Raw genomic sequence first — 22,753 nt, forward strand, 5'->3', positions numbered from 1 at the left:
CGCTTGATTTGCTTTGCGATCCGCACAGACGATATGTTCGAGCCGAATGAAAGAACCGACATGGAGGCTGCGATGAACCTTGTTGGAAGAGCGCAAAAACCCTGGGACGCCCTGTTTATCTTTCACTTTTTCTCAATGGAAAGGGATCAATTTGTCGGTGAGATGTTGCAAAAGCTGGTTACTCGAGAGGCAAGCACCGGACTAAAGCCCTTTACGCTGGTAAAGGCGGACGAGAAGAGTAGCCGGTGCAGTCTTTTGGACGATTTCTGGATAAGAAGACTGCGTCTGCCATTGTATCTGCTTGGAACGCCCCAGATGGCGAAATGGCATTGAGGTGTTACACACCCAACCATGGTATGGCGACGGTTACTGATGGTGAGTTGGATTGGTGGGCTCTGATTTGCTTTCAGTGCACTAACGCAGGAATTTCAGGCCGGCTGTCGAAGTCAAATCCTTCTGTGCCTAATCGTCTGCTGTCTGGCGGTTCCGCATTAGAAACTGAGCTAACCAGTTTGCTACCGGGGCGCCCTTTCCCTATTCGACTGTAAGTTTGGGCTCAGAACCGACATCCGGAACGTGGCGGCCTCCTGCAACACGGCGTTTCAACAGAACAACGCAGGCACAAAAAAGCGGGCCGCAATGACCCGCCTTCAATTTGTGGTTTGGCTGAAGGTCAGCCTTTGTCGGCGTCTTCCGCCTTGTCGCCGGTGCCGCGGATGGTGGGGACAACCTGGTCACCCCATGCGCCTGCACCGTTGTGGATGCGCGAGACGCGGATCACCTCGACCGAGACGCCTTCCTGCACGGCGCGCTGCACGGCGTCGTTCAGGCGGTGCACGGCCTCGGCCACGCGGTGGATTGCGCGGGTCTCGCGGTCGCCTTCGGGAAGGTCAATGCGCTGGAATTCGGTGTCTGCGTTCATGTCTCGCTCCTCCAGTTTGGGGTTGGGGCCACATTAGCCGCCCCAACCAAGAGTTTACAGAGGCTTATTCCGCTGCGAACTGGTTCATGGTGTTGGCATGGCCGCCCGCTTTCAGCGCGCGCTCGCCGCCGACCATTTCCTTGAACGTGTCGCCCAGATCCGAACCGACCTCGTGCTGGTGCTTGACCGCGCTGATGCCGCGACGGATTTCCTCGCGCTGAACGGTCTTGACGTAGGCCAGCATCTTGTCGTCGCCGAAGTAGCCGCGCGACAGCTCGTCCACCGATTTCGCGGTCAGGTGGAAGGTCGGCAGCGTGATCAGGTTGTGGAACACACCCGCCTGCGTCGAGATGTCGTGCTGGAAGCGCTGCAGGCGCGCATCGGCTTCCTGACCCAGTTCCGAGGCGTCGAATTCCGCCTTCATCAGCTCGTTCCCTTCCGGGTAATCGCCGGCGGCGATCTTGCCTTCCTTGATCCACTCGTCACGGACCTGCTTGCGCAGGTTCAGGGTCCAGTTGAAGGAAGGCGAGTTGTTATAGACCAGCTTGGCATTCGGAACCGCCTCGCGCACTTCGTTCACCATACCGGCGATTTCGGCGACGTTCGGCGTGTCGGTTTCGATCCACAGCATATCCGCGCCACCCTGCGTCAGGTTGGCGATGCAGTCTTCGACGACGCGCGCCCGGCCAGAGCCTTTCTTGAACGGGAACAGACCGTTCGGCAGGCGCTTCGGCTTGACGAATTCGCCGTCCAGCATGATCGCCAATTCGCCATCGCGGACCGGGTTGGCATCGCTGATCGCTTCTGTATCCAGCCATTTGATGTATTCCGAGGCCAGATCGCCCGGTTCCTGCGACACCGGAACCTTCTGCGTCAGACCGGCACCAAGGCTGTCGGTGCGGGCCACGATGACGCCCTCGTCAACGCCCAGCTCTTCCAGCGCCAGACGGCAGGCGCGCAGCTTTTCGATGAAATCTTCGCGCGGCACGGTGACCTTGCCGTCCTGGTGGCCGCATTGCTTCGCGTCCGAGACCTGGTTTTCGATCTGCAGGCAGCAGGCGCCGGCCTGGATCAGTTCCTTCGCCAGCAGGTAGGTGGCATGTTCGTTGCCGAAGCCCGCGTCGATATCGGCGATGATCGGAACAACGTGGGATTCGAAGTTGTCGATGGCCTCGATCGCCTTCTTCTCTGCCGCAGCATCACCGGCCTTCCGGGCCGCGTGCAGGTCCTTGAACAGGTCGTTCATCGCCACTTCGTCAGCCTGACGCAGCGAGACATAGATCTCGCGGATCAGGTCGGCGACGGCGGTTTTTTCGTGCATCGACTGGTCGGGCAGGTGGCCCCAGGTGTTGCGCAGACCGGCAACCATCCAACCCGAAAGATAGACATAGGCGCGCTTGGTGGTGCCGCGCAGGCGCTTGACCGACTTGATCATCTGCTGGGCGTGGAAGCCCGACCAGCACCCCAGCGACTGGGTCGAAAGGGTCGGATCGGCGTCATAGGCCGCCATATCCTCGCGCATGACTTTTGCCATGTCGCGGGCAATATCAAGATGGGTGTCATAGCTGTTCTGAAGCTTCAGCTGCACGATATCATCGACGCTGACGCCACCGGGGGTCTGGCCCGAGGGGTAGCGCTTGGAAACTTCGGCATGAAGCTCGGCGTAGCTTTTGCGGTTTGCCATGATCTTTCCTTTCGTGGCGTTATTCCTTGGGTTCGGACCGACCCCGTGGACCACTGGCCCGATGGGTGATTCGCCCCTCCTCATGAATGTCACTTTAGTAATGTCATGCTGCAGAAGCATCATGCTCTTGCAGAAATGGGGTCATTCTGTCACTTTTGTCAGGCTCGTTACTTTTGTAATGTAAGTATTGTAATAATTTTCTGACAAACCTGCAGGGGGCACGAATGGCCGCGCGTGGTGACAAGCTTATCATAGGTCAGCGCCTGAAGGTGCTGCGAACGACGCTGGGGCTGACGCAGGCGCAGATGGCGGCGCAGCTTGGCGTTTCGGCCAGTTATATCACGCTGATCGAATCGGATCAGCGCCCCGCTTCGGCCAAGCTGTTGATGCGGTTGGCGCAGGTCTATGACATCAACGTGGCCGAACTGGCCCCCGATACCGACGCCCAGCTTGCCGCCGATTTCGAAGCCGCCCTGAAAGACCCCGCGCTGGAGGTCGAGGGCGTCAGCCGCACGGAAATCGAGGCGGTGTTGCAGACCTCGCCCCGGATCGCGGCGGCGCTGGTGCGGCTGCAGGGCAAGCTGGGCGACCAGTTGATGCGGCGCACAGCCGAGGATTCGCCCCTGACCGATGGCAGCCGGGTCGAGGTGATGGCGCAGGTCGCCAAGCCGGTCGAACAGGTGCGCGACTGGTTCTATGAACATCGCAACTATGTCGATGAACTGGACCGCGTGGCCGAGCGCGTCGCCGAGGAGCACAAGATTCACCGCGACGAATCCGGTCGCGCCCTGCACGGGCTGCTGGCCGCGCATAACGTCCGGGTGCGGCGGATGCCGGCGTCGGTGATGGGCGGCTCGCTGCGGCGCTATGATCCGCATCGCAAGGAACTGATGCTGTCGGAACTGCTGGACGTCGCCAGCCGCCGCTTTCAGATGGGGGTGCTGATCGCAAGGCTGGATTATCAGGATCTGATCGACGAGGTGATGACGGGCGGTGCCTTCGACGGCGACGCGACGCGCAGTCTTGCCCGCGTCAGCCTTGCGAATTACTTCGCTGCCGCGCTGTTGATGCCGTATCGCCCGTTCCTCGCCGCCTGCGAATCCGAACGTTACGACATCGAACTGATCGGCCACCGCTTCGGCACCGGTTTCGAACAGACCGCCCACCGCATGACCACCCTGCAACGCCCCGAGGCGCGGGGCATTCCCTTCTTCTTCGTCCGCGTTGACAGGGCCGGGAACGTGTCCAAACGCTTCAGCGCCGGGCGCTTCCCGTTTTCGCGCTTTGGCGGCACCTGCCCGTTGTGGAACATTCACGGCGCATTCGAAACGCCGGGCAAGCTGCAGACGCAACTGATCCGCATGCCCGAGGGCGGCAAATATTTCTCGATCGCGCGGACGGTCACGCGGGCGGGCGGCACATTCTTTTCGCCCGCACCACGGCTGGCCGTCGGGCTTGGCTGCGACGTGGCTTTCGCGCCGCGCCTGATCTATGCCGACGCGATAGATCAGGAAAAAACCGAACCGACAGAGATCGGCCTGAACTGCTTTCTGTGCGAACGTCAGAACTGCGCCTCGCGCGCTCAGGCACCGATCAACCGCAATCTGGCGGTGAACGAGTTGGAGCGCAGCGTGGCCCTGTTCAGCTTTGAGACGGAGTGAGCAGCCAGCCCAGCTTTACACTGCCAGTATATCGCGACAATCTGGGCACCTGACGCGAACCAGCAGCTTGCTGCGGTTCGCGTCCCGCCCAAGGGGGACCACGCTGACAACGCCCGCCACAATCAGAAACCCTGAAGACGCGACGCTTGATCAGACGCAAGACGGCGATCTTCTGCGTCTTGGCGGCGCGCTTCTGGTCTGGACCCTGCCCCAGCTTCCGCGCGACCTGCCCACGCGGATCGGTCTTGGAGATCTCGACCGCATGGATACCGCGGGGGCGTGGTATCTGGCCCGCGCGAGGCAAGCCGGGACACAGCTGGAAGGGTTGAGCGACAGCCATGCGCGCCTGATCGAGACGGTTGCCCAATCGGTCGCGCCACCGGAGCGCGGCGCGATCCCCGATGCGCGCTGGCACAATATCCTTGAGCGGACCGGCAAGCGCGTGGTCGGTGCGCTTGGCTATTTCCACGAACTGGCCGAATTTCTTGGGCGCTTTCTGGCCGCGTGGCTGCGCGCGTTGCGTCACCCATCCGAATTCCGCCTGACCTCGCTGGTCTATCATTGTCAGGAAACCGGACTGCGCGCGGTGCCCATCGTGTTTGTGATGTCCTTCCTGATCGGCGTCGTGCTGGCCTTTCAGGGGGCCGCGCAGTTGCGCCAGTTCGGGGCAGAGGTCTTCGTTGTCGATCTGATTGCGATCGCCGTGCTGCGGGAACTGGGGATACTTCTGACCGCGATCATCGTTGCGGGACGCACCGCCTCGGCGCTGACAGCATCCATCGGCTCCATGAAAATGCGCGAGGAAATCGACGCCATGCGCACGCTCGGCATGGACCCCGACATGGTGCTGATCCTTCCGCGCGTCCTCGCGCTTCTGGTGACCTTGCCTATCCTGGGGCTGCTGGCTGATCTTGCAGGACTGACCGGGGGCGCGCTGATGTCATGGATCGTGCTGGACATCTCTCCTTCGATGTTTCTGACTCGTCTGGGCGAAGTCGATGTCAGCCACGCAATTGCCGGGCTGGTCAAGGCCCCGGTCTTCGCAGTCATCATCGGCGTTATCGGATGCCATGCCGGCATGCAGGTCGGCCGCGACGCGGAATCGCTGGGGCGCATGACCTCCAGCGCGGTGGTGAACGCGATCTTCGCCGTGATCATCGCCGATGCCATCTTCTCGATCGTCTTTTCGGAGATGGGGATATGACCGGCGACAACGCGATCGAGGTTCGCGGCCTGAGAAACCAGTTCGGCGACCACGTCGTGCATGACGACCTGGATCTCGACCTGCGACGGGGCGAGATTCTGGGCGTGGTCGGGGGATCCGGCACCGGCAAATCGGTCCTGTTGCGCAGCATCGTGGGTCTTAACCAGACGCGCCATGGCGACATCAGGGTGCTGGGGCAGAATATTGGTTCGCTGACAAGCGCCGAGCGCGAGGCGCTGGAGCGTCGCTGGGGTGTCATGTTCCAGGACGGCGCGCTGTTTTCATCGCTGACTGTGCGTGAAAATGTCGAGGTGCCACTGCGCGCGGTTCGTGACCTCAGCGATTCTGACCGGATCGGACTTGCGGAACTGAAGGTGGCGATGGCCGGGCTGCCGCCGAATGCAAATGACAAATACCCGTCAGAGCTTTCCGGCGGCATGCGCAAGCGCGCAGGACTGGCGCGCGCACTGGCCCTTGACCCGGAAATCCTGTTTCTTGACGAGCCGACGGCGGGTCTCGACCCCATCGGCGCGGATGCCTTTGACCGCCTTATCGTGGAGTTGCGCGACGCACTGAACCTGTCCGTTTTTCTGGTGACGCATGATCTCGACACTTTGCACACCTGTTGCGACCGGATCGCGGTTCTGGCGGAAAAGAAGGTTCTTGCAACCGGAACGATGAGCGAGATGTTGGCGATCGACCATCCCTGGGTGCATGAATATTTCCACGGCCCGCGCGCCCGTGCCGCGATGACCCCCGACCACGAGGACGCATAGCATATGGAAACCAAGGCGAATTTTGCGTTGATCGGGGCGTTCACGCTGGTCGGATTCCTTGGCATACTCGGGTTTCTGATGTGGTTCGCGAAATTGGAGCTTAATCGGCAATTCGCCTATTACGATGCGTATTTCCGCGAGGTGGCCGGGCTGACCGTATCGTCGCAGGTGCAGTTCGCGGGACTGAATGTCGGCCGCGTCGTTGCGACCGAGCTTTCGCCCACCGGGGCCGAGGCGGTGCGCGTGCGGCTGGAACTTGACGAGGATACCCCGGTCCGTGTCGATTCGACCGCCTCTATCGACACGTCGGCGGTCACTGGCGTCTCGATTGTCACGATCACGCCCGGCTCGCCCGATGCAGCACTGTTGCGCGATGTAACCGAGGAGCAGATCCCGGTAATCACTAGCGGCCGCTCGACGCTTCAGACCCTTGGGCAGCAGGCGCCCGAACTTCTGGCAAGACTGAACGTGCTGGCAGGCCAACTTACCCAGATGACAGGCGACGAGAACCAGCAGCGCATCGCCAATATCCTGAGCAACACCGAAGCTGCTTCGGCAAGTCTGGATCAGACGATGAAGGACGTCTCCAGGGCCACCGATGCGATTGCCGCCGCCGCCACCGATCTTGCAGATGTGGGCGACAAACTGGAACTGATCACGGCAAGGGCCGATACGGCGCTTGAAAGCTTTGCGGGCGCGTCGACACAGGCGGAACAAACGCTCGCCCGCGTCGACGCCTATCTTGGCGATGATCTCTCGCCGCTGACCAATGATCTGCGCGGGAGGGTGCCCGCACTTGCCGACGATCTCAGTCGGCTTAGCAACCGCGCGATGGACAGCCTCGATAATCTTGATGTGGCACTCGGCTCTGCGACGACGACGCTGGATACGGCGGGGCGGGTCGTCGATGACCTTGGACCGGTCTTCAACGATCTTCGCAGCACCCTGGGCCGGGTGAATGAATCGCTGGCCAACCTGCCTGACGAACTTCCGCGGATCACTGCGAATATCGGCGATGCCGCCCGGTCCGCCGCGGGCGCGTTCGATTCCCTGCGCGCGATGCTGGACGGCGCGCGCGCGCCTGTGCAAGCCTTCACCCGAGAGGGGCTGCCGCAATATTCGCGACTGGCGCAGGACATGCGCGCGATGGTCACGAATATCGACGCGCTCGTTTCGACATTACGACGCAACCCCGCGCAACTGTTGCGGGGCCAACCCACGCCCGAATTCCGACGCTGAGGTGCCCATGTTCCGCCCCGCCCTTCTGCTGCTGCTTTGCCTGTCCCTGCCCGGCTGTGCCGCCCTGTCCGCGTTGGAGGGAGAGCCTGATCGCAACGTATTCGAATTGCGCGGCCCAGATGTCGGCATCGGGCAATGCGGCGGTGCGCGCATATCGGAACTGGTGATCGAGCTTCCCAAAACGCGCGGGACACTGGATTCCGAGCGTATCATGATCCGGCCGTCCGCTTTGCAGACACAATATCTGCCTGACGCCGTGTGGGGCGACCCTGTTCCGGCGATGTTGCAACGGCTTCTGGTCGAAACGCTTGGCAGTTATGACGCCTTCGGCCATGTCGGGCGCGCGCCCCTTGGCGTTGCGGGCGATCTGGCGATGATCAGCGAAATCGGTGACTTCAACGCCGAGACAAGCGGCGACGGCGCATTGATCCGGCTGAGTGTCGATGCCCAGCTTGTCCGCGAGATGGATGCCAGCATCGTCGCGCGGGGCCGCTTCGCCGCGACGACCGAAGCGGCGAGCACCCGGACCAATGATCTGATCCCGGCATTTGATGCCGCCGCGCAAGAGCTTGTCGCCGAAATGACCGGCTGGACACTATCGAAGGTCGGCGTGAACACGGCGAATTGCCGCTGAATCGCCTCAGACCCCGTCCTTCGCATCCAGATAGTTCCGCCAGCCGCCGTGCCGCGTGATGTCTTCGGCGCCGGAAAGCGCGGCTGTCTCGCACAGGAAACCCGCGACCTGCCGACCGTCCTCCAAAGTCAACTTTCCGATGCCAAGGGGTGCGGGAATCGCATCCACGAATAGCCCGAACGCATCGGGCGGCAACGCCCAAAGTTCGACCGCGATGCTGTCGCCGTCTTCGGCCCGCACCAGCCCGGGCTTGGGCGGAACGGTATCCGCAAGCGCAAAAAGGCGGTAATCGGGTGCTGTTCGCGTCTCCTGCAGGAATATCCCGCCCGGTTCAGTCAACTGGTGGTTCAGGGGCATGCCCCGCAGATGCGCGCCCACAACGGCCAGCGTCACCCAGCCTTCGGGCACATGCGGCGCGGGTGGCGCGGGAATTGCCGCCGTCCGGTCGCGGCCAAGCCCGCTTGCGGCGTCTGCATGCATCTTCGCCGCGAAATCCTCCAGCGCATCATCCGTGAAGCCGGGCGCAACCAGCATAACACCTGCAGGCAGCCCGTCCCGGCCAAAGCCCGCAGGCACCGCAATCGCGGCACAACCCATCAGGTTTGCGAAATTGGTATAGCGACCGAATTTGCTGTTCTGCCTGATCGGATCGGCCAACATCGCCGAAACCGTCGAGGTCGTGGGCGAGGTCGGCAGCAGCAGCATGTCCACGTCCTGCCATGTATCGGCGGTTTTCTGGCGCAGCCGGCCCAGTTCGTACTGGCCGCGAAACGCATCGACAGCACTGATGCCTTCCGCCCCTTCGATGATTTTGCGCACGGTCGGGTCCAGATCATCGGCATTCGTCGCGATGAACTCCTTGATGGCCGCCAGCCGCTCGGCGACCCAGGGCCCGGACGGGTGCAGATTGCCTTCGCCAATGGCCGGACGCTGGACTTCGACGCGCGGGGCGGCGAAGTTCTGCTCGACAATTATTCCACCGCAGGCATGGGCGCGACGGCGCTGTTCGTGGACAACACGAAAAGAGGTCTGATTTTCTCGAGAAAATGGCGCACCCGAGAGGATTCGAACCTCTGGCCTCTGCCTTCGGAGGGATTACGACTAGCTCCGTCGATTACCGAAAGGGGCACGCCATGATGCGCTATGTTACTGTAAATAAAAAGGAATTTGATTTCCTTCGCCGACAAGCCTATCCTTCTGTTCGCCACGGTTTTCGCCCTGCTGCTTACGTGGTGCTTACGCGGGTTTTCGGGCATGTGACGGAGGAAGTCCATGGCTAAACTTACAAAACGCGTCGTCGATGCGGCGGAAAGCCGTCGCAGTGATTACGTGATCTGGGACGATGAGCTACCCGGTTTCGGGCTTCGTGTCTTCACATCAGGCAAGCGCAGCTATGTGATCCAGTATCGCCAGGGAGGACGGTCGCGGCGCTACACCATCGGCCTGCATGGTATCTGGACGCCAGAACTGGCCCGCCAGGAGGCCAAGGTCCAACTTGGCAGGATCGCGCGCGGCGAAGACCCGGCCGAGGAAAAGCAGCTCGATCGCAAGTCCATGTCGGTCAAGGAACTCTGCACTCTTTATCTGAATGACATGAACGCCGGTCTCATCATGGGGAAAGGCGGCCGTCCAAAGAAGCACAGCACGATTGTGACCGATACCGGGCGGATCAACCGGCACATCATCCCGCTCTTGGGCAGTCGGCGGGTGCGTGACTTGACCAAATCCGACGTCAACAAGCTCCTCAAAGACGTCATGGCGGGTAAAACTCGGATTTCGGTCAAGACCGATAAGCTTAGAGGCAGGGCCATTGTCCGCGGCGGTCCTGGGACTGCCGCTCGAACCGTCAGCCTTCTCGGCGGTATTCTTACCTATGCCGTCGATGCTGGGATCATCGAGCGGAACCCGGCGCATGGCATCAAGAAACCGAAGGATAACGTCCGCAAGCGTCGGCTGTCCGAGGCGGAGTATCGCCTACTTGGTGTCTTGCTGCGCAAAGCAGCGCAGAACGAGAATTATGCCATGACCGTCGAGATCATCCGCCAGATCACCATGACGGGTTGCCGCCGATCGGAAATGATCGGGCTAAGCTGGAGCGAAGTTGACGCCCAAGCCAGTTGCCTGCGCCTTGAAGACAGCAAGGAAGGCTATTCCATTCGGCCCATCGGGCTGCCTGTCGTGGAGTATCTGGAAGAGCGCGCCAAGTCGCGTATCGGCACTTATGTGTTTCCCGGCCGTGATGAGGACAGAGCGTTCGGCAGCTTCCCCAATCACTGGAAGAAGATCTTCACGGACTCCCCGCTTGCCGATGTCACTCCCCACGTTCTTCGCCATAGCTTCGCGAGCATAGCGAATGATCTCGGGTTCACGGAGATCACCATCGCCGCTCTCGTCGGTCACGCCAAGGGGTCTGTCACGAGCAATTACATCCACACCGTCGACACGGCCCTCATCATGGCGGCCGACACGATTGCTGGCTACATTCAGGGCCTGCTCGATGGCATCGAGTTCAAGCAGACCGCCTACGCGCTGGATCGGGACTCCCGGAAGACGTCGCTCGCGCGCTTCCTTCAGAAGGCAGCAGGCAACGACGACAGAACCGCCGACGTGGCGCAGCCTCTGGCGGCTTGAGGATGGCGGAAACGGCTGGCGGATCGTGGGTCAGCCTTGAAATTGGGGCGCCTCCAATATATATTCCGACACATCGGAAGATTTATTGGTTGGAGGCGTCCATGCCCGCGACTGAAATGCTGAAGGCCACGGAGGCGGCCGTGGTCGCCCGCGTCAGCCTGCGCGATGTCAATCGCGTCATCGACGAGCGCATCCTGCCCGAAACGCTGGTCTCGGTCGAAAACGGACGTTTCGTGCTAGGGGCCGCCTGCACCCTGATCGCCTTCTATTTCGAGAGCGCCAAACGGCTGACCTCGGAGGAACGCCTGTTCGCCATCCGCTCCGCCGAGCCACGGTTGCGGCGCTGGAACCGCGCAGCCACCGAGGCCATGCTGAAAGCCGACTGGACCGTTCGCCACGACTTCCTGACCATCGACCTTCTGCCCTTCTTCGAGCGTTCCGTCGCACGGCTGGAACGGCTGGACGCCGCGCGCGAGGTGGTCACCATCTCCGATGACATCATGGGCGGCACCCCGGTCATCAGCGGCACGCGCGTTCCGGTTCACGACGTCGCGGCCGCATTGGCGGCGGGCGTCCCCGCCAAGGAGATCCTTGAGGATTATCCGTCTCTGACCGAGGACAGGCTGGAATTGGCCGCGCTCTATGCGGAGGCCAACCCCCTTCGCGGACGGCCGAAGCCGCTCATCGCCAGACTGCCCGAAGGTGCGCGCATCCTCTCGGATCATCGCGTGCCGCGCAGGCGAGCCGGATGAAGTTCCTGATCGACGAATGCCTCAGCCCGAAGCTGACCGAGCTGGCTCACCAGAGGGGGCATGGGGAATCGTCCCATGTCGTCTGGCTGGGCCGCTCGGGCGCGAAGGACTGGGATCTCATCCCCCTCATCATCGAGGACGACTGGACCTTCGTGACCCGCAATTCCGTCGATTTCCGGGGCGCAGCCTCGCGCCCCGGCGAGAAAGGGCAATATGCCCGTGTCGATCTGCATGCCGGCCTGGTCTGCCTCAATGGCCCCGAGGGTATGACGCGAGCCCTCCAGTTGGAGTTGTTCGAGCAAGCCCTGCTCGAACTTGACGCCGATCCAGACCTTGTGAACCAGGTGCTTGAAGTCACGCTGGAGGACGATGACCATCTGCGTGTTATCCGATATGCGCTCCCCTCGGAGCCGGACCAGAGAACCTGACGGGAGCGCGATCAGCGCTCACGCGGCCAAGCCGCGTGCATGTCGTCGATCACATAGGCATGGGCATGGCGTCGACCATGCCCAGCTTCTGCGAGATGCGGATGGTCGGCCGACAGATCGGCATGACCGTGTTCAAGCACCTCTGGATCGTCGGCAGGCCAGACGGCGAAGCCGATGCCGATCGCGACAGCGGCCAGCGCGGCCAGAATGATCGCCGTCATCGGCAGGCCGAGCGTCGCGCCGGCCCACCCGGCAAGCGGATAGGCGATCAGCCAGCAGGCATGGGAAAGCGCGAACTGCGCGGCGAACAGCGCCGGCCGGTCTTCGGGATTGGCCGAGCGCCGGAGCAGCCGGCCGGATGGCGTCTGTGCCGTGGAATAGCCGACACCGAGCAGGAACCACAGCGGCAACAGCCAGCCGTAGCCCGGCAGCGCCGCCGCCGCCAGTGTTCCCACCGCCAGCAGCGATGCGCCACCGAGCATCGCCGTTCGATCTGGAATCGAGTCCAGCAGCTTCGGCAGCGCAAGCGCCGCGACCATCGAGCCGCCACCGAACGCCGCGAGGGCCAGGGCCATCGCCTGGTTGTCGAGGCCATAGACAGCCTGCACGTAAACGACCGTATTCACGATCACCAGCGCGCCCGCCGAGGCGACTGCGAGGTTGATCGCCAGCAGCCCGCGCAGGCGCGGCGTCGCCAGATAGATGCGGATGCCGCGCGTCGTGCGGTCGTAGATACCACGAGGTTTCGACGGTTTCGGACTCGGCAGGACGACCGAGATCACCAGAGCCGCCGAGACGAGGAAGCCGATCACCGTGCCGGCGAATAGGCTATGGAACGAGATGAAGGCGAGAAGTGCCGCCGCCAGCATCGGACTGACGACGCTTTCCAGATCGTAGGCCAGCCGGGAGAGCGACAGCGCGCGCGTGTATTCCTTCTCGTCCGGCAGGATGTCGGGGATCGTCGCCTGGAAGGTCGGCGTGAAGGCGGCCGAGGCCGATTGCAGCACGAAGATCAGAACATAGACCTGCCAAATCTCGGTGACGAAAGGCAGGAAAACGGCAACGGCGGCGCGGACGAGATCGAGCGCCACCAGCATGGCGCGCCGCGGCACACGCTCGGCGAATGCCGATGCGACCGGCGCGACACCGACATAGGCGATCATCTTGATGGCGAGCGCGGTCCCCAGCACCGCGCCGGCCTCCGCCCCCGCCAGTTCGAAAGCCAGCAGGCCCAGCGCCACCGTCGCAAGGCCGGTTCCCACCAGTGCGATGACCTGTGCCAGAAAGAGGTGGCGATAGGTCCGGTTTTCGAGGATCGCCAACATCACAGATACTTCGCTATTTCCTTGAACTCGTCGATCGACTGCCGCCGATCACGCCCGAGCGGCCCGACCACTTCTTCGAGGCAATGGTCGAGGTGATCCTGAATCAGTGTCTTCTTGGCCTGGGCGATAGCCTTCTCGACGGCATGGAGCTGCTGGGCGATGTCGAGGCACGGCCGCCCGCCCTCGATCATCTCGATGACGCCGCGAAGATGACCATCGGCGCGCTTCAGCCGCTTGACGATCTCCGGGTGGGATTGGTGAGTTTGGGATGGCTTGGTCATCGTCATATCCTATCCCCCTGTAGGGGATATACCAAGATGGTCGAACGTCGAAAGCAGGTTGCTCGTTTGGCTATAGCGGCAGGTGAAGTCAGGTATTGCTTACTTGCACTTCTACGCTTTTGCGGTTGTCGGTTCTTGCGGGGGAAAGCCTTCCCCCTGGCCGGCACTGCGTTGCCGGCACACCCCCTTCTGCGGGGAGACCCCGCAACGCCCCCTGGGTAGGTCTCAGCCGGACTCAGTGATGTGGTGGACGCGCTCGCCTCGCGATACACTGTCCCAATGCCTATACTTCATCTCATCTGTGGGCTTCCCGGCTCGGGCAAGACCACATTGGCACGGCAGCTTGAGAATCAGGGAAAGGGGCTTCGCCTCTCTCCCGATGAATGGATGTCCACGCTCGGATTCCAGCTCTACGACGAGGGCGGCCGCGCGCGTGTCGAGCAGTTGCAATGGCGTCTGGCCCAACGCCTTCTGGCCGCCGGAAACGACGTCATTCTGGAGAACGGCTTCTGGTCAAGAGAGGAGCGCGATTCCTACCGGGCGGTTGCGCAGTCGCTCGGCTGCGAGACCCGGCTTCACTATCTCGACGTCCCCGTCGAGGAGTTGCAGCGTCGGATCATCGCCCGCAACCGCGATGCGCCTGCCGATGCGGCTGTCGATCCGAACGATCTTCTCGCTTGGTCGAAGATGTTCGAACCGCCGACCACGGACGAACTTGCGGTTGGGCACGGCACCGCGCCGCCGTGATCGGCGGCAGCGCCGCTTTAGAGTGAGAGTGCAGACGGGGTTTGCCGTGACGGGTTGAGGGCTGGAGAAGAGGTCTCCGGCGCCCGTCGCGGAGAACCGCGATGTCCAGATACGACCATACCCCCCGTTCCGGCGCGGATCGGGCGAACCTTTACGACGAGATCACCGACAAGATCATCGCCGAGCTTGAGGCCGGGCGCTTTCCTTGGGTCCAGCCCTGGGGCAAGGCCACGGCCCAGGCCCCGCTCGGCCTGCCGCAGAACGCCAGCACCGGCCGCGCCTATAGCGGCATCAATATCCTCATCCTGTGGGGCGCCGTCGTCCAGCACGGCTTCCCCGGACAGGGCTGGCTCACCTTCCGCCAGGCGCTTTCGCTCGGCGGCAATGTCCGCAAGGGCGAGTGCGGCACAACCGTCGTCTATGCCGATCGCTTCACGCCCGAGGACGAGAAGCGGCGGGCGCGAGAGACCGGCGAGGAACCGGGGAAGATCCCGTTCCTGAAGCGGTTCACGGTGTTCAACACCGCGCAGTGCGAGGGCCTGCCCGAGGACATTGCCGTGGCCATGCCGCCTCCGCCATCCGGACTGGTCGAGCCGAGGGTCGAGGCGCTCATCAAGGCGACCGGCATCGACTTCCGCATCGGCGGCGACCGCGCCTACTACGTCCCGGCCCTCGACCATGTGGTCGTTCCGCCGCCGCAAGCCTATTTCGAGCCGATCAACTGGCACCGGACGGCCCTGCATGAGCTGGGTCATGCGACAGGCCATGCGTCCCGGCTGAACCGCGATTTTTCCGGTTCCTTCGGCACCAGGAAATACGCTTTCGAGGAGCTGGTGGCGGAAATCTCGGCCGCCTTCTGCTGTGCCTCCCTCGGCATTGTGCCGACCGTCCGCCATGCGGATTACATCGCCTCCTGGCTCGAAGTGCTGCGCGAGGACAACCGGGCCGTCGTCCGCGCTGCCTCGCAGGCGAGCAAAGCGGCCGACTGGATTTTGTCCTTCCTGCCAGATGCGGACGGGCTCGGTGCGGCCGACGATGAGCGGGAGGCAGCATGATGAACGCGCTCGCCTTTCCCGGCTCGATCCCCGATCCTGCGCAGGCGGCCGAGATCCGCCTGCGTGTCCTCAGCCTCGGCGCCGGCGTCCAGTCGACCACGCTCGCCCTCATGGCTGCCCATGGCGAGATCGGCCCGATGCCGGATTGCGCGATCTTCGCGGACACCGGCTGGGAGCCGAACGCGGTCTATGAGCATCTTGCCTGGCTGGGATCGCCGAATGTCCTGCCATTCCCCATCCATATCGTCTCGGCCGGGGATATCCGCGCCGATCTGCTCACCGGCGCACGCGGCGAGCGGTGGGCCTCGATCCCCGCCTTCACACGCACGGTCGCGCCCGCTGGGACTGAACTACCCGTCTATGATGAAGACGAGAACGGCGAACCCGTCATTGTCGGTTCCCGCGTCCTGGCAGGTGAGCGGATCAGCATTGGCATGATCCGCCGCCAATGCACCAAGGACTACAAGATCACCCCAATCCGGCGGAAGGTGCGCGAACTCCTTGGCATTGCGGGGCGCCGCTCGCCCGGATCGCCAGTCGCCGAGCAATGGATCGGGATTTCTCTCGACGAGGCGTTGCGCATGAAGCCCTCGTTTGAGGACTGGCAGGTCAACCGCTGGCCCCTGATCGAACGGGGCATGACCCGCCAGGACTGCCTGCGCTGGCTGGAGCGGCATGGCTATCCTCTCCCGCCCAAGAGCGCCTGCATCGGCTGCCCGTTCCATTCCAATGCCTATTGGCGGCATATGCGTGACCACGATCCCGAAGGGTGGACCGATGCCGTGTCGGTCGATGCCGCCATCCGCACGGGCTTCCGGGGCATTCGCGGCGAGGTCTATCTTCACCGTTCCGCCGTCCCGCTCGATCTGGCCGATCTTTCGACAGCCGCCGATCATGGCCAGCTCGACCTCTGGCCGAACGAATGCGAGGGCATGTGCGGGGTGTGACTGCTGAAACTCGCCGATGCACATAGCCGGATTTCCGGCTTTGCGATTTTCCGGCTCGCAGCGCCGCCCTTCTGGAGACAGAGGGCGGCGCTTTGGGTCGTGGCGGGTTGGGTGCCGGGAGAGAGGCTCCCGGCGGCCCGCCACGGAGAACGCAGATGCCTGCTATTCAGTCACCCACGCCCCTGAAAACCTTCCTCATCTGCCATGGCGCCGAGAACGAGTTCTGGCTGTGCAAGGCCGCGGACCGGAATCATGCCGTCGAGCAGTTTGAAGCCGCCGCGACGGACGGCGACATCAACGAGGTATTCGAGTGCGTCCCCGCCATGAACCGCTACTTCGTCCGCCAGCGGCGGGCGATGTGGGTCTGCTTCGTCCAGGAGGTCGAAGCAGAGGATGAGGATGCCGCGGTCGATGCCTTCTACCAAGGGTTCGATCCGCAGCACTTCTTCATAGAGGGCGCCCTTCAACACGCTGATCATGGCCCCGCCACGGTCTTCGACCGGCGGGAATACCCGAACGCGAATGTTGCCGAGGCCGACTGACGAGCTGTTCCAAAGCTGAATAGCCCGTGTCCTTGCGACAGCGCTGCCCTCTTAGAGTAAGAGGGCGGCGCTTCGCTTCGTGACGGGTTGGAGGTCGAGAGAGAGGCTCACGACCGCCCGTCGCGGAGATGACCACCATGGCCCGAGCTGCCAAGAAAAAGAAGCCCGCCCTTCAGATGATCGAGTTCTCGCGGGCGCGCGATATTCCGTTCAACCGCATCCGACTGTCGGATAGCAACGTCCGCGAGATCGACGTGGAGGCCGGCCTGGACGACCTGACCCATGACATCGACCGGCGGGAAGATCTCGTGCAAGGTCTCAATGTCCGCGCCGTATTCGACGAGGACGGCAATGAGACCGGCGATTTCGAGACACCCGCAGGCGGCCGCCGCTACAGGTCCATCGCGCGCCTTGTGGAAGCCGGTCGCTTCCCGGCCGAAGGGCTTGTGCCTTGCATCGTCAAGAAGGCCGACGCCAAGACCTCGGCCGTCGACGACTCGCTGGCCGAGAACCTGCTGCGCCTCGCCCTGCATCCGCTCGACCAGTTCAAGGCGTTCAAGCGGATGTTCGACATGGGCATGTCGAAGGAGGAGATCGCCGACGCCTGGCGGACCACGCCGCGCTACATCATGCAGCGTCTGCGCCTCGCCACCGTCGCGCCGACACTACACGATGCCTATGCGCGCAACGAGATGACGCTGGCGATGCTGGAAGCCTTCACCGTCAACCCCGACCACGAGCGCCAGCATCAGGTCTGGGAGCGCATCAGCACGTCGTGGCAGAAGGAGCCCTGGCAGATCCGCAATATGCTGACCGAGACCACGGTTCCGGCCGCCGATAAGCGCGCCCGCTTTATCGGCGTCGAAGCCTATGAGACAGCGGGCGGCCCGGTGCTGCGCGACCTCTTCTCCGAGGAAAACGGCGGCTGGTTGCAGGACGTCACGCTCCTCGACCGCCTGGTCGACGAGAAGCTGCGCGCCATTGCCGACGAGATCGCCGGTCAAGGCTGGAAGTGGATCGACGCGGCGGTCGAGCTGCCCTACGGCCACACCAACGGCCTGCGCAAGCTGGCCGGTGTGACCCAGGAACTGACCGAAGAGGAGCGCGCCACGCGCGAGGCGCTGCGCGACGAGTATGACGAACTCGAAGCCAAGTATGCCGAAGCCGACGACCTCCCCGATGAGGCCGATCAGCGTCTCGGGGAGATCGAGGCCGAGCTGGAAGCCTTCGAGAACCGGCCCGTCACCTTCGCGCCGGAAGACATCGCCCGTGCCGGTGTTTTCGTCAGTATCGGCCGCGAGGGCGAGTTGATCGTCAGCAGCGGCTACGTCCGCCGCGAGGATGAGCAACCCGAGACGGTCGATGGCGAGGATGCCGGAGAGGGCGCGGACCCGTCCGACCCTGATGCCGTGCAGCGCGCCGTCATCACTGTCGGCGGCGAGCCGGTCCCGGACGCCGACGAGGAAGAGGACGATGCTGTCAAACCGCTGCCCGAGCGGCTGGTGACGGACCTGACCGCATGGCGGACGCTGGCGCTGCGCAATGCGCTCGCCGAGAATCCGCACGTCGCCATGACGGCCCTGCTGCACAAGCTGGTTCTCGATACCTTCGAGCGCACGTCCACCTCGGGAACGAGCCTTTATGCCGCCGTGCGTCACATCTATCTCCCGGCCGATGCGACCGGGCTCGCGGACAGTGCCGCCGCGAAGATGATCGACGAACGCGCGGACGCCTGGCGGGGCGACATTCCCTCCGGTGATGACGACAGGCTCTGGGGCTGGATCGACGGCCTCGACGATGCCAGCCGCCTGGCGCTGCTCGCCCATTGCGTCAGCTTCGGCGTCAACGCGCTCTATGAGCGGCCGAACCCCTATTCGGGGAATGGCATCTCGCAGCACGGTCTCGACCGCCGCATGGCCGAGGCCGAACGGCTGGCGCAGGCCACCGGCCTCGATCTTGTCGAAGCCGGCTGGAAACCCACGGTCGAGAACTACCTCGGCCGCGTGACCAAGACTCGCATCCTCGAAGCGGTGCGTGAAGGCGCCGGCGATCGCGCGGCCGATCTCATCGCGCATCTCAAGAAGGGCGACATGGCGAAGGAGGCCGAGCGGCTTCTGGCCGATACCGGCTGGCTGCCGGAGCCGCTGCGCCCCACCGTGGACGCGCAGGCCGTGGATGGCTCAGCCGATCAGGACGAGAATGGCATGGCGTTGCCCGATTTCCTCGCCGGTGACGATGAGAACGCGGCCGATGCCGCCGACGATCCGGTGGCCTTGGTCGCCGCCGAGTGACGCGCACCAGCGGGGCGGTCTCGGTCGCCCCGCTTACTCCCCACCCCATATAGGCTCGGCCCCGGCCGGGCCTTTTTTTTCAGGAGACAGGATCATGCCATCCGACAACCATCCCAACCCCGGCCAGCCCATTCCTCAGACTGTTCATGTCGCCCTTTATGAACATCGCTATGGAACCGATGTGCGCGCTTTTCTCGACAGCGAAGAGGCGATGCACTGGCGCACAGAGATCGCCAAAGAATGGTGGACTGACGCCTTCGATGACGATCTGCCGCCCGACGACCAGATCGGCGACGTGTATTTCGAGCGCATGTTGGAGCGCGACGAGTTCTTTTGGACGAAGGCGTGTGAAATCAAACGCGATCCTCCTGATTCCACCGATCCGGACAGCCCCGTTCCAAGCGCCGATGGTGGTGGCGCATGATCATGACGGTTGATGAAATCTTCGCTGACGACCGCCGCAACCCTCCCATGGAGCGATCGCTTCCGTGGGAGGAAACGCGCGGCGGCGTCACCGTCTTCGTGGAGCCGAAGCCTCATTGGGCCGAGGACATGCGCGCCTTCCGGCTCGATAGGTGCGAATATTGCCGCTATGCGGACTGGAGCGCGCACGGCGCCCGGACACGGTTCTACGGTCATATCGACACGTCCGGCGACGACGTGATGATGGAGGCTCGGGCAATTATCGCCCGCGAGATCGCCGATGGGCTATGGGACTGAGCAGCCCTTACGCCTGTGCCTGGCGCAGACCGGGCCATCGGGGTATCGCCGCGCAGCCAGCGACGGATCGAGGTCCAGCGTCACCATTGCGCCGTCAGCTTCTCGCAGCGGGACAGCGGATTCCATCTCCAGCCTGAAACACATCCTGAAGATCAGCCCGGCAACGAGGCTGGCGCGGCGGGGCATCTATGACGGGATTCCCGGCATCCTGTCAGAGGCGAAGCACCACCCCCGCTTCCATTCGCGAACCTTGGTCCGACCGTCTCTTTGTCAATCAACCCACGAGGGGTCGGCTTACGCGAGCGTGCCGCCCTCGCGGATTCGGACGAGCCGAACGCGCGAGGGTGATTGCAGATCCGGTCGGACACTTCGGGCGCCTGTCGCGCGGGGGATGGTCCCCCGCCTCCCAAGACAGGAGCCGGAACCCATGTCCTATGCAGATGCCACCGCCTTCGCCGCCAGCCTCGCCACCACGCTGATGGTTTCCATCGTCGTGTTTCAGGCCGGAGATGGAACCCACTCCGCCATGCCGGCCGACGAGTTCGACGGCGACGAGGAGATGGTGAAGCTGGAACTCGATCCGTGGAGCTGAGGCGCGAAAGCGCCTCACTCCCAAGGCCCGGTGCCCAAGCGCAGTCGGGCCTTCTCCCGACAATCGCCGCCGATTGCCGCTTGCGTGCCGGACGGCATTGCGATCTCGACCCGCATCGGAAAGAACCGTCGGCGATCACGCCGATTTCGCTCCATCAAGATGAAAGCCATTCGCCATGCTCAGCCATATTGTCGTTTCCATTCTGCTCTGCACGGCGTCATGCGAACCGGCCGAAATCCGCGTCTGGGACGGCGATTCCATTCGCTTGGGCACGACGCGGCAATCTGAGGCCGTCCGGATCTTCAACATCGACGCCCCCGAGATCGAGGGGCAATGCGCGTATGAAACCGACCTCGCGCTGCAATCGAAGATCAGGCTGGCCGAGCTTCTGAAAGGCCAGCGGATCGAAATCCTGCACCAGGGAACCGACCGCTATGGCCGGACCCTGGCGGCGATCCGCGTCGAGGGACGAGACGTCGGAGACATTCTCGTCAGCGAGGGACTGGCCCGAACCTGGGCGGGACGCCGCGAACCGTGGTGCTGATCCACCCCGACAACAGGAGAGTGAGAGGGTGGGTCGGTTGGCCGTGACGGGTTGCAGGTGGAAGAGAGGCTTCCGCCGCCCGTCGTGGAGCAAACCCCATGACCCTTTCCCACCACCCCGGTTTTACCCTGGTCGGCGACGTCATCACGCGCGAGGTGTTGCCCCGGCTGCGCTACGCCCAAAAGCTGCCGTTGCGCCTCTCCTGCATGGGCACGGCCGGTTACGAGGGCCTCGACGAGGCCGATGAATTCGACCGCACGGTCGTCATCGGTCAATCCGCATCCGCCGAAGAAGCCATGATCCTTGCCAGCCAGCGCGTCGCGCGCGGCGACATTCGTGTCAGCGCGGACGACACGCTGCGCTTTCACCCGCGTATCGTCGTCATTCAGGACGGCGATCTCGGCCTGGTTCTCGGTGGCGAGATCCGGGCAGGAATCGTCCTCTGGCAGCAGCCCGTCGTCTCCGACGTGGAGGCCCGCCGCATCATCACCGAAGCCAGCCGCTTGCGCGGGCTGGCCTTCGCCGCCTCCGGTCGGGTCGATCACAGCGCAGCCCGCGATCATCGTTATCGCGCCAGCCTGCTCGAGGCCCGACTGGTCGATCCCTACTGGCGCGAGACCGCGGCGGAGCTTCTCCATCTGCCCCAGGCCGCCTGACACCTTCTTCCACATCTTCGCCCGGCCGCGCGCCGGGCTTTCTCGTTTCAGGAGTCCGACATGGCTAACTATTTCACCCATTTCTCCTGCCTGCTCGACGTAGGCACCCCGGAAAACGCCGCCCGCGCGCTCGACCTCTACAACGCACTTTCAGAGGAAAACGCTGCCGAAGACCCTCCCTCGGAAGGATTCATTCTGTCGATCCAGCCTGAGCATGGCGGCACCCAGCTCTGGATGCGCGACGATGAGACCGGCGATCCCGAGCATGTGATCCAGTTCGTAAAACGCTGCGCGGCCGCGTTCGGCCTGTCGGGCCTCTGGGGCTTCCAGTATGCGACCGCCTGCTCGCAAGCCAGGGTCAACGCCTTCGGTGGTGGCGCGCATGCCCTCGATCTCGCCACCGGCGAGACCGTGGACTGGATCTATAGCGGCAGCTGGCTGGAGATCGTCCTGGACGGAGGTGATCCCTATGCCTGAGATCATCGAAACCACGGTCTATCGGCTCGACGAGCTTTCCGACACGGCGAAGGACAAGGCCCGCGCCTGGTATCGCGAAGGCGGGTTCGACTACGACTGGTATGATGCGGTCTATGAGGATTTCCAGCGGATCGCGGAAATCCTCGGCATCCGCTTCAAGACCCGCACCGTGCGCCTGTATGGCGGCGGCTCGCGGCGGGAGCCGCGCATCTTCTTCTCAGGCTTCTGGTCACAAGGCGATGGCGCTTGTTGGGAAGGGTTCTACTCCTATGGGAAGAACGCCTCGGCCGAGATTCGATCCCATGCACCGCAGGATACGGCCCTGCACGGTATCGCCGATGCCCTTCAGGCAATCCAGCGACGCAATTTCTACCAGCTTCGCGCCGAGGCCAGCCATCGTGGTCGCTACTACCATGAGTATTGCATGGCGATTTCCGTCGAACGCGACAGCCAGACATATCAGGACATGACCGCCGATGCCGAGGAGATCGTGATTGAGGCGCTGCGCGATCTGGCCCGTTGGCTCTACCGCCAGCTTGAGCGCGAATACGACTACCTCTCCTCGGGTGAGGCGGTGGATGAGACCATCACCGCCAACGAATATACCTTCACCAAAGCCGGACGCCGTTTTGGCTGACCCCGACA

The 22,753-nt window shown here is 63.3% G+C and carries 28 protein-coding genes; 23 read left to right on the plus strand and 5 right to left on the minus strand.

Going from position 1 to position 22,753, the window contains the following annotated elements:
• Positions 1-33: 33 nt before the first annotated feature.
• Positions 34-333 (plus strand): hypothetical protein, encoded by a 300-nt coding sequence (locus FQV27_RS09030; RefSeq protein WP_147097715.1) that lies wholly within the window; start codon positions 34-36, stop codon positions 331-333.
• Between the two features lie 340 nt (positions 334-673).
• Here the strand turns inward: FQV27_RS09030 and FQV27_RS09035 are convergent, their stop codons facing one another.
• On the minus strand, positions 674-922 hold the full coding sequence (locus tag FQV27_RS09035) for a hypothetical protein (protein WP_147097717.1): 249 nt from the start codon (positions 920-922) through the stop codon (positions 674-676).
• Between the two features lie 64 nt (positions 923-986).
• Complete coding sequence (locus FQV27_RS09040) at positions 987-2,606, minus strand: isocitrate lyase (RefSeq protein WP_147097721.1); 1,620 nt, start codon at positions 2,604-2,606, stop codon at positions 987-989.
• Positions 2,607-2,830: 224 nt separating this feature from the next.
• Here FQV27_RS09040 and FQV27_RS09045 point away from each other — a divergent pair, with 224 nt between their 5' ends.
• The 5 genes from FQV27_RS09045 to FQV27_RS09065 all read left to right on the plus strand — a co-directional run bounded on the left by FQV27_RS09045 (position 2,831) and on the right by FQV27_RS09065 (position 8,120).
• Positions 2,831-4,267, plus strand: coding sequence for a helix-turn-helix domain-containing protein (locus tag FQV27_RS09045; RefSeq protein ID WP_147097724.1), 1,437 nt, complete (start codon positions 2,831-2,833; stop codon positions 4,265-4,267).
• 121 nt (positions 4,268-4,388) lie between these two features.
• On the plus strand, positions 4,389-5,471 hold the full coding sequence (locus FQV27_RS09050; protein ID WP_417629435.1) for an MlaE family ABC transporter permease: 1,083 nt from the start codon (positions 4,389-4,391) through the stop codon (positions 5,469-5,471).
• Positions 5,468-6,247: an ABC transporter ATP-binding protein gene (locus tag FQV27_RS09055; RefSeq protein ID WP_147097728.1), complete on the plus strand. Its 780-nt coding sequence runs from the start codon at positions 5,468-5,470 to the stop codon at positions 6,245-6,247. The genes FQV27_RS09050 and FQV27_RS09055 overlap by 4 nt, the downstream gene beginning before the upstream one ends.
• Before the next feature lie 3 nt (positions 6,248-6,250).
• The gene (locus tag FQV27_RS09060; protein WP_147097731.1) at positions 6,251-7,486 is read left to right on the plus strand and encodes an MlaD family protein; all 1,236 of its coding nucleotides are present in this window, start codon (positions 6,251-6,253) and stop codon (positions 7,484-7,486) included.
• Between the two features lie 7 nt (positions 7,487-7,493).
• Complete coding sequence (locus FQV27_RS09065) at positions 7,494-8,120, plus strand: ABC-type transport auxiliary lipoprotein family protein (RefSeq protein WP_147097733.1); 627 nt, start codon at positions 7,494-7,496, stop codon at positions 8,118-8,120.
• A gap of 6 nt (positions 8,121-8,126) precedes the next feature.
• On the opposite strand, the gene FQV27_RS09070 is transcribed toward FQV27_RS09065, so the two are convergent.
• Positions 8,127-8,939, minus strand: a complete 813-nt coding sequence (locus FQV27_RS09070) for an allophanate hydrolase-related protein (protein WP_246133054.1) — start codon at positions 8,937-8,939, stop codon at positions 8,127-8,129.
• Positions 8,940-9,020: 81 nt separating this feature from the next.
• Here FQV27_RS09070 and FQV27_RS19145 point away from each other — a divergent pair, with 81 nt between their 5' ends.
• From FQV27_RS19145 to FQV27_RS09085, 5 genes are all read left to right on the plus strand, one after another.
• Positions 9,021-9,257, plus strand: coding sequence for a hypothetical protein (locus FQV27_RS19145; protein WP_246133055.1), 237 nt, complete (start codon positions 9,021-9,023; stop codon positions 9,255-9,257).
• Positions 9,254-9,400, plus strand: coding sequence for a hypothetical protein (locus FQV27_RS18865; protein WP_155043630.1), 147 nt, complete (start codon positions 9,254-9,256; stop codon positions 9,398-9,400). Before FQV27_RS19145 ends, FQV27_RS18865 begins: the two co-directional genes overlap by 4 nt.
• On the plus strand, positions 9,393-10,751 hold the full coding sequence (locus FQV27_RS09075) for a tyrosine-type recombinase/integrase (RefSeq protein ID WP_080620466.1): 1,359 nt from the start codon (positions 9,393-9,395) through the stop codon (positions 10,749-10,751). Before FQV27_RS18865 ends, FQV27_RS09075 begins: the two co-directional genes overlap by 8 nt.
• 101 nt (positions 10,752-10,852) lie before the next feature.
• Positions 10,853-11,503 carry a DUF433 domain-containing protein gene (locus FQV27_RS09080; protein WP_080620467.1) on the plus strand — a complete coding sequence of 217 codons (651 nt, stop codon included), beginning with the start codon at positions 10,853-10,855 and terminating at the stop codon, positions 11,501-11,503.
• Complete coding sequence (locus FQV27_RS09085; protein WP_147097739.1) at positions 11,500-11,931, plus strand: DUF5615 family PIN-like protein; 432 nt, start codon at positions 11,500-11,502, stop codon at positions 11,929-11,931. Before FQV27_RS09080 ends, FQV27_RS09085 begins: the two co-directional genes overlap by 4 nt.
• Before the next feature lie 11 nt (positions 11,932-11,942).
• Here FQV27_RS09085 and FQV27_RS09090 read toward each other — a convergent pair whose 3' ends face one another.
• Together FQV27_RS09090 and FQV27_RS09095 are read right to left on the minus strand one after the other, a co-directional pair.
• The gene (locus FQV27_RS09090; protein WP_080620471.1) at positions 11,943-13,256 is read right to left on the minus strand and encodes an MFS transporter; all 1,314 of its coding nucleotides are present in this window, start codon (positions 13,254-13,256) and stop codon (positions 11,943-11,945) included.
• On the minus strand, positions 13,256-13,537 hold the full coding sequence (locus FQV27_RS09095) for a metal-sensing transcriptional repressor (RefSeq protein WP_080622743.1): 282 nt from the start codon (positions 13,535-13,537) through the stop codon (positions 13,256-13,258). Before FQV27_RS09095 ends, FQV27_RS09090 begins: the two co-directional genes overlap by 1 nt.
• Positions 13,538-13,816: 279 nt before the next feature.
• Here FQV27_RS09095 and FQV27_RS09100 point away from each other — a divergent pair, with 279 nt between their 5' ends.
• The 12 genes from FQV27_RS09100 (at position 13,817) to FQV27_RS09155 (ending at position 22,745) form a co-directional block, all read left to right on the plus strand.
• Complete coding sequence (locus FQV27_RS09100) at positions 13,817-14,284, plus strand: P-loop nucleotide/nucleoside kinase family protein (protein ID WP_080622744.1); 468 nt, start codon at positions 13,817-13,819, stop codon at positions 14,282-14,284.
• Between the two features lie 101 nt (positions 14,285-14,385).
• Entirely contained in the window at positions 14,386-15,339 is a 954-nt protein-coding gene (locus tag FQV27_RS09105; RefSeq protein WP_080620472.1) for an ArdC family protein, read from the plus strand.
• Positions 15,336-16,286: a hypothetical protein gene (locus tag FQV27_RS09110; protein WP_230382924.1), complete on the plus strand. Its 951-nt coding sequence runs from the start codon at positions 15,336-15,338 to the stop codon at positions 16,284-16,286. The genes FQV27_RS09105 and FQV27_RS09110 overlap by 4 nt, the downstream gene beginning before the upstream one ends.
• Before the next feature lie 155 nt (positions 16,287-16,441).
• A complete protein-coding gene (locus tag FQV27_RS09115) occupies positions 16,442-16,828 on the plus strand; it encodes a hypothetical protein (protein WP_080620473.1) in 387 nt (128 codons plus the stop codon).
• Between the two features lie 137 nt (positions 16,829-16,965).
• Positions 16,966-19,119 carry a ParB/RepB/Spo0J family partition protein gene (locus FQV27_RS09120; protein ID WP_080622746.1) on the plus strand — a complete coding sequence of 718 codons (2,154 nt, stop codon included), beginning with the start codon at positions 16,966-16,968 and terminating at the stop codon, positions 19,117-19,119.
• 94 nt (positions 19,120-19,213) lie between these two features.
• Positions 19,214-19,543, plus strand: a complete 330-nt coding sequence (locus FQV27_RS09125) for a hypothetical protein (RefSeq protein WP_080620474.1) — start codon at positions 19,214-19,216, stop codon at positions 19,541-19,543.
• On the plus strand, positions 19,540-19,839 hold the full coding sequence (locus FQV27_RS09130) for a hypothetical protein (RefSeq protein ID WP_080620475.1): 300 nt from the start codon (positions 19,540-19,542) through the stop codon (positions 19,837-19,839). Before FQV27_RS09125 ends, FQV27_RS09130 begins: the two co-directional genes overlap by 4 nt.
• A 427-nt stretch (positions 19,840-20,266) precedes the next feature.
• Positions 20,267-20,431, plus strand: a complete 165-nt coding sequence (locus FQV27_RS09135) for a hypothetical protein (protein ID WP_164871400.1) — start codon at positions 20,267-20,269, stop codon at positions 20,429-20,431.
• A gap of 175 nt (positions 20,432-20,606) precedes the next feature.
• Positions 20,607-20,975 carry a thermonuclease family protein gene (locus FQV27_RS09140; RefSeq protein ID WP_080620477.1) on the plus strand — a complete coding sequence of 123 codons (369 nt, stop codon included), beginning with the start codon at positions 20,607-20,609 and terminating at the stop codon, positions 20,973-20,975.
• A gap of 98 nt (positions 20,976-21,073) precedes the next feature.
• Positions 21,074-21,631, plus strand: a complete 558-nt coding sequence (locus tag FQV27_RS09145; protein ID WP_080620478.1) for a hypothetical protein — start codon at positions 21,074-21,076, stop codon at positions 21,629-21,631.
• A gap of 60 nt (positions 21,632-21,691) precedes the next feature.
• The gene (locus FQV27_RS09150; RefSeq protein WP_080620479.1) at positions 21,692-22,108 is read left to right on the plus strand and encodes a hypothetical protein; all 417 of its coding nucleotides are present in this window, start codon (positions 21,692-21,694) and stop codon (positions 22,106-22,108) included.
• A complete protein-coding gene (locus FQV27_RS09155; protein ID WP_080620480.1) occupies positions 22,101-22,745 on the plus strand; it encodes an antitoxin of toxin-antitoxin stability system in 645 nt (214 codons plus the stop codon). Before FQV27_RS09150 ends, FQV27_RS09155 begins: the two co-directional genes overlap by 8 nt.
• The last annotated feature ends 8 nt before the right edge of the window (positions 22,746-22,753 follow it).

The organism is Paracoccus aurantiacus (assembly GCF_007993065.1).
Lineage (GTDB): Bacteria > Pseudomonadota > Alphaproteobacteria > Rhodobacterales > Rhodobacteraceae > Paracoccus > Paracoccus aurantiacus.

What these genes read in the sequence shown, in the direction of transcription:
- FQV27_RS09125 (WP_080620474.1), top strand. Translation starts at nt 19,214, where the DNA reads ATGCCATCCGACAACCATCCCAACCCCGGCCAGCCCATTCCTCAGACT.
- FQV27_RS09135 (WP_164871400.1), top strand. Translation starts at nt 20,267, where the DNA reads ATGTCCTATGCAGATGCCACCGCCTTCGCCGCCAGCCTCGCCACCACG.
- FQV27_RS09140 (WP_080620477.1), top strand. Translation starts at nt 20,607, where the DNA reads ATGCTCAGCCATATTGTCGTTTCCATTCTGCTCTGCACGGCGTCATGC.
- FQV27_RS09150 (WP_080620479.1), top strand. Translation starts at nt 21,692, where the DNA reads ATGGCTAACTATTTCACCCATTTCTCCTGCCTGCTCGACGTAGGCACC.
- FQV27_RS09115 (WP_080620473.1), top strand. Translation starts at nt 16,442, where the DNA reads ATGCCTGCTATTCAGTCACCCACGCCCCTGAAAACCTTCCTCATCTGC.
- FQV27_RS09090 (WP_080620471.1), bottom strand. Translation starts at nt 13,256, where the DNA reads ATGTTGGCGATCCTCGAAAACCGGACCTATCGCCACCTCTTTCTGGCA.
- FQV27_RS09055 (WP_147097728.1), top strand. Translation starts at nt 5,468, where the DNA reads ATGACCGGCGACAACGCGATCGAGGTTCGCGGCCTGAGAAACCAGTTC.
- FQV27_RS09100 (WP_080622744.1), top strand. Translation starts at nt 13,817, where the DNA reads ATGCCTATACTTCATCTCATCTGTGGGCTTCCCGGCTCGGGCAAGACC.
- FQV27_RS09095 (WP_080622743.1), bottom strand. Translation starts at nt 13,537, where the DNA reads ATGACCAAGCCATCCCAAACTCACCAATCCCACCCGGAGATCGTCAAG.
- FQV27_RS09105 (WP_080620472.1), top strand. Translation starts at nt 14,386, where the DNA reads ATGTCCAGATACGACCATACCCCCCGTTCCGGCGCGGATCGGGCGAAC.
- FQV27_RS09130 (WP_080620475.1), top strand. Translation starts at nt 19,540, where the DNA reads ATGATCATGACGGTTGATGAAATCTTCGCTGACGACCGCCGCAACCCT.
- FQV27_RS09060 (WP_147097731.1), top strand. Translation starts at nt 6,251, where the DNA reads ATGGAAACCAAGGCGAATTTTGCGTTGATCGGGGCGTTCACGCTGGTC.
- FQV27_RS09065 (WP_147097733.1), top strand. Translation starts at nt 7,494, where the DNA reads ATGTTCCGCCCCGCCCTTCTGCTGCTGCTTTGCCTGTCCCTGCCCGGC.
- FQV27_RS09080 (WP_080620467.1), top strand. Translation starts at nt 10,853, where the DNA reads ATGCCCGCGACTGAAATGCTGAAGGCCACGGAGGCGGCCGTGGTCGCC.
- FQV27_RS09045 (WP_147097724.1), top strand. Translation starts at nt 2,831, where the DNA reads ATGGCCGCGCGTGGTGACAAGCTTATCATAGGTCAGCGCCTGAAGGTG.
- FQV27_RS09040 (WP_147097721.1), bottom strand. Translation starts at nt 2,606, where the DNA reads ATGGCAAACCGCAAAAGCTACGCCGAGCTTCATGCCGAAGTTTCCAAG.
- FQV27_RS09155 (WP_080620480.1), top strand. Translation starts at nt 22,101, where the DNA reads ATGCCTGAGATCATCGAAACCACGGTCTATCGGCTCGACGAGCTTTCC.
- FQV27_RS09035 (WP_147097717.1), bottom strand. Translation starts at nt 922, where the DNA reads ATGAACGCAGACACCGAATTCCAGCGCATTGACCTTCCCGAAGGCGAC.
- FQV27_RS09075 (WP_080620466.1), top strand. Translation starts at nt 9,393, where the DNA reads ATGGCTAAACTTACAAAACGCGTCGTCGATGCGGCGGAAAGCCGTCGC.
- FQV27_RS09110 (WP_230382924.1), top strand. Translation starts at nt 15,336, where the DNA reads ATGATGAACGCGCTCGCCTTTCCCGGCTCGATCCCCGATCCTGCGCAG.
- FQV27_RS09085 (WP_147097739.1), top strand. Translation starts at nt 11,500, where the DNA reads ATGAAGTTCCTGATCGACGAATGCCTCAGCCCGAAGCTGACCGAGCTG.
- FQV27_RS09120 (WP_080622746.1), top strand. Translation starts at nt 16,966, where the DNA reads ATGGCCCGAGCTGCCAAGAAAAAGAAGCCCGCCCTTCAGATGATCGAG.
- FQV27_RS09145 (WP_080620478.1), top strand. Translation starts at nt 21,074, where the DNA reads ATGACCCTTTCCCACCACCCCGGTTTTACCCTGGTCGGCGACGTCATC.
- FQV27_RS09030 (WP_147097715.1), top strand. Translation starts at nt 34, where the DNA reads ATGTTCGAGCCGAATGAAAGAACCGACATGGAGGCTGCGATGAACCTT.
- FQV27_RS18865 (WP_155043630.1), top strand. Translation starts at nt 9,254, where the DNA reads ATGATGCGCTATGTTACTGTAAATAAAAAGGAATTTGATTTCCTTCGC.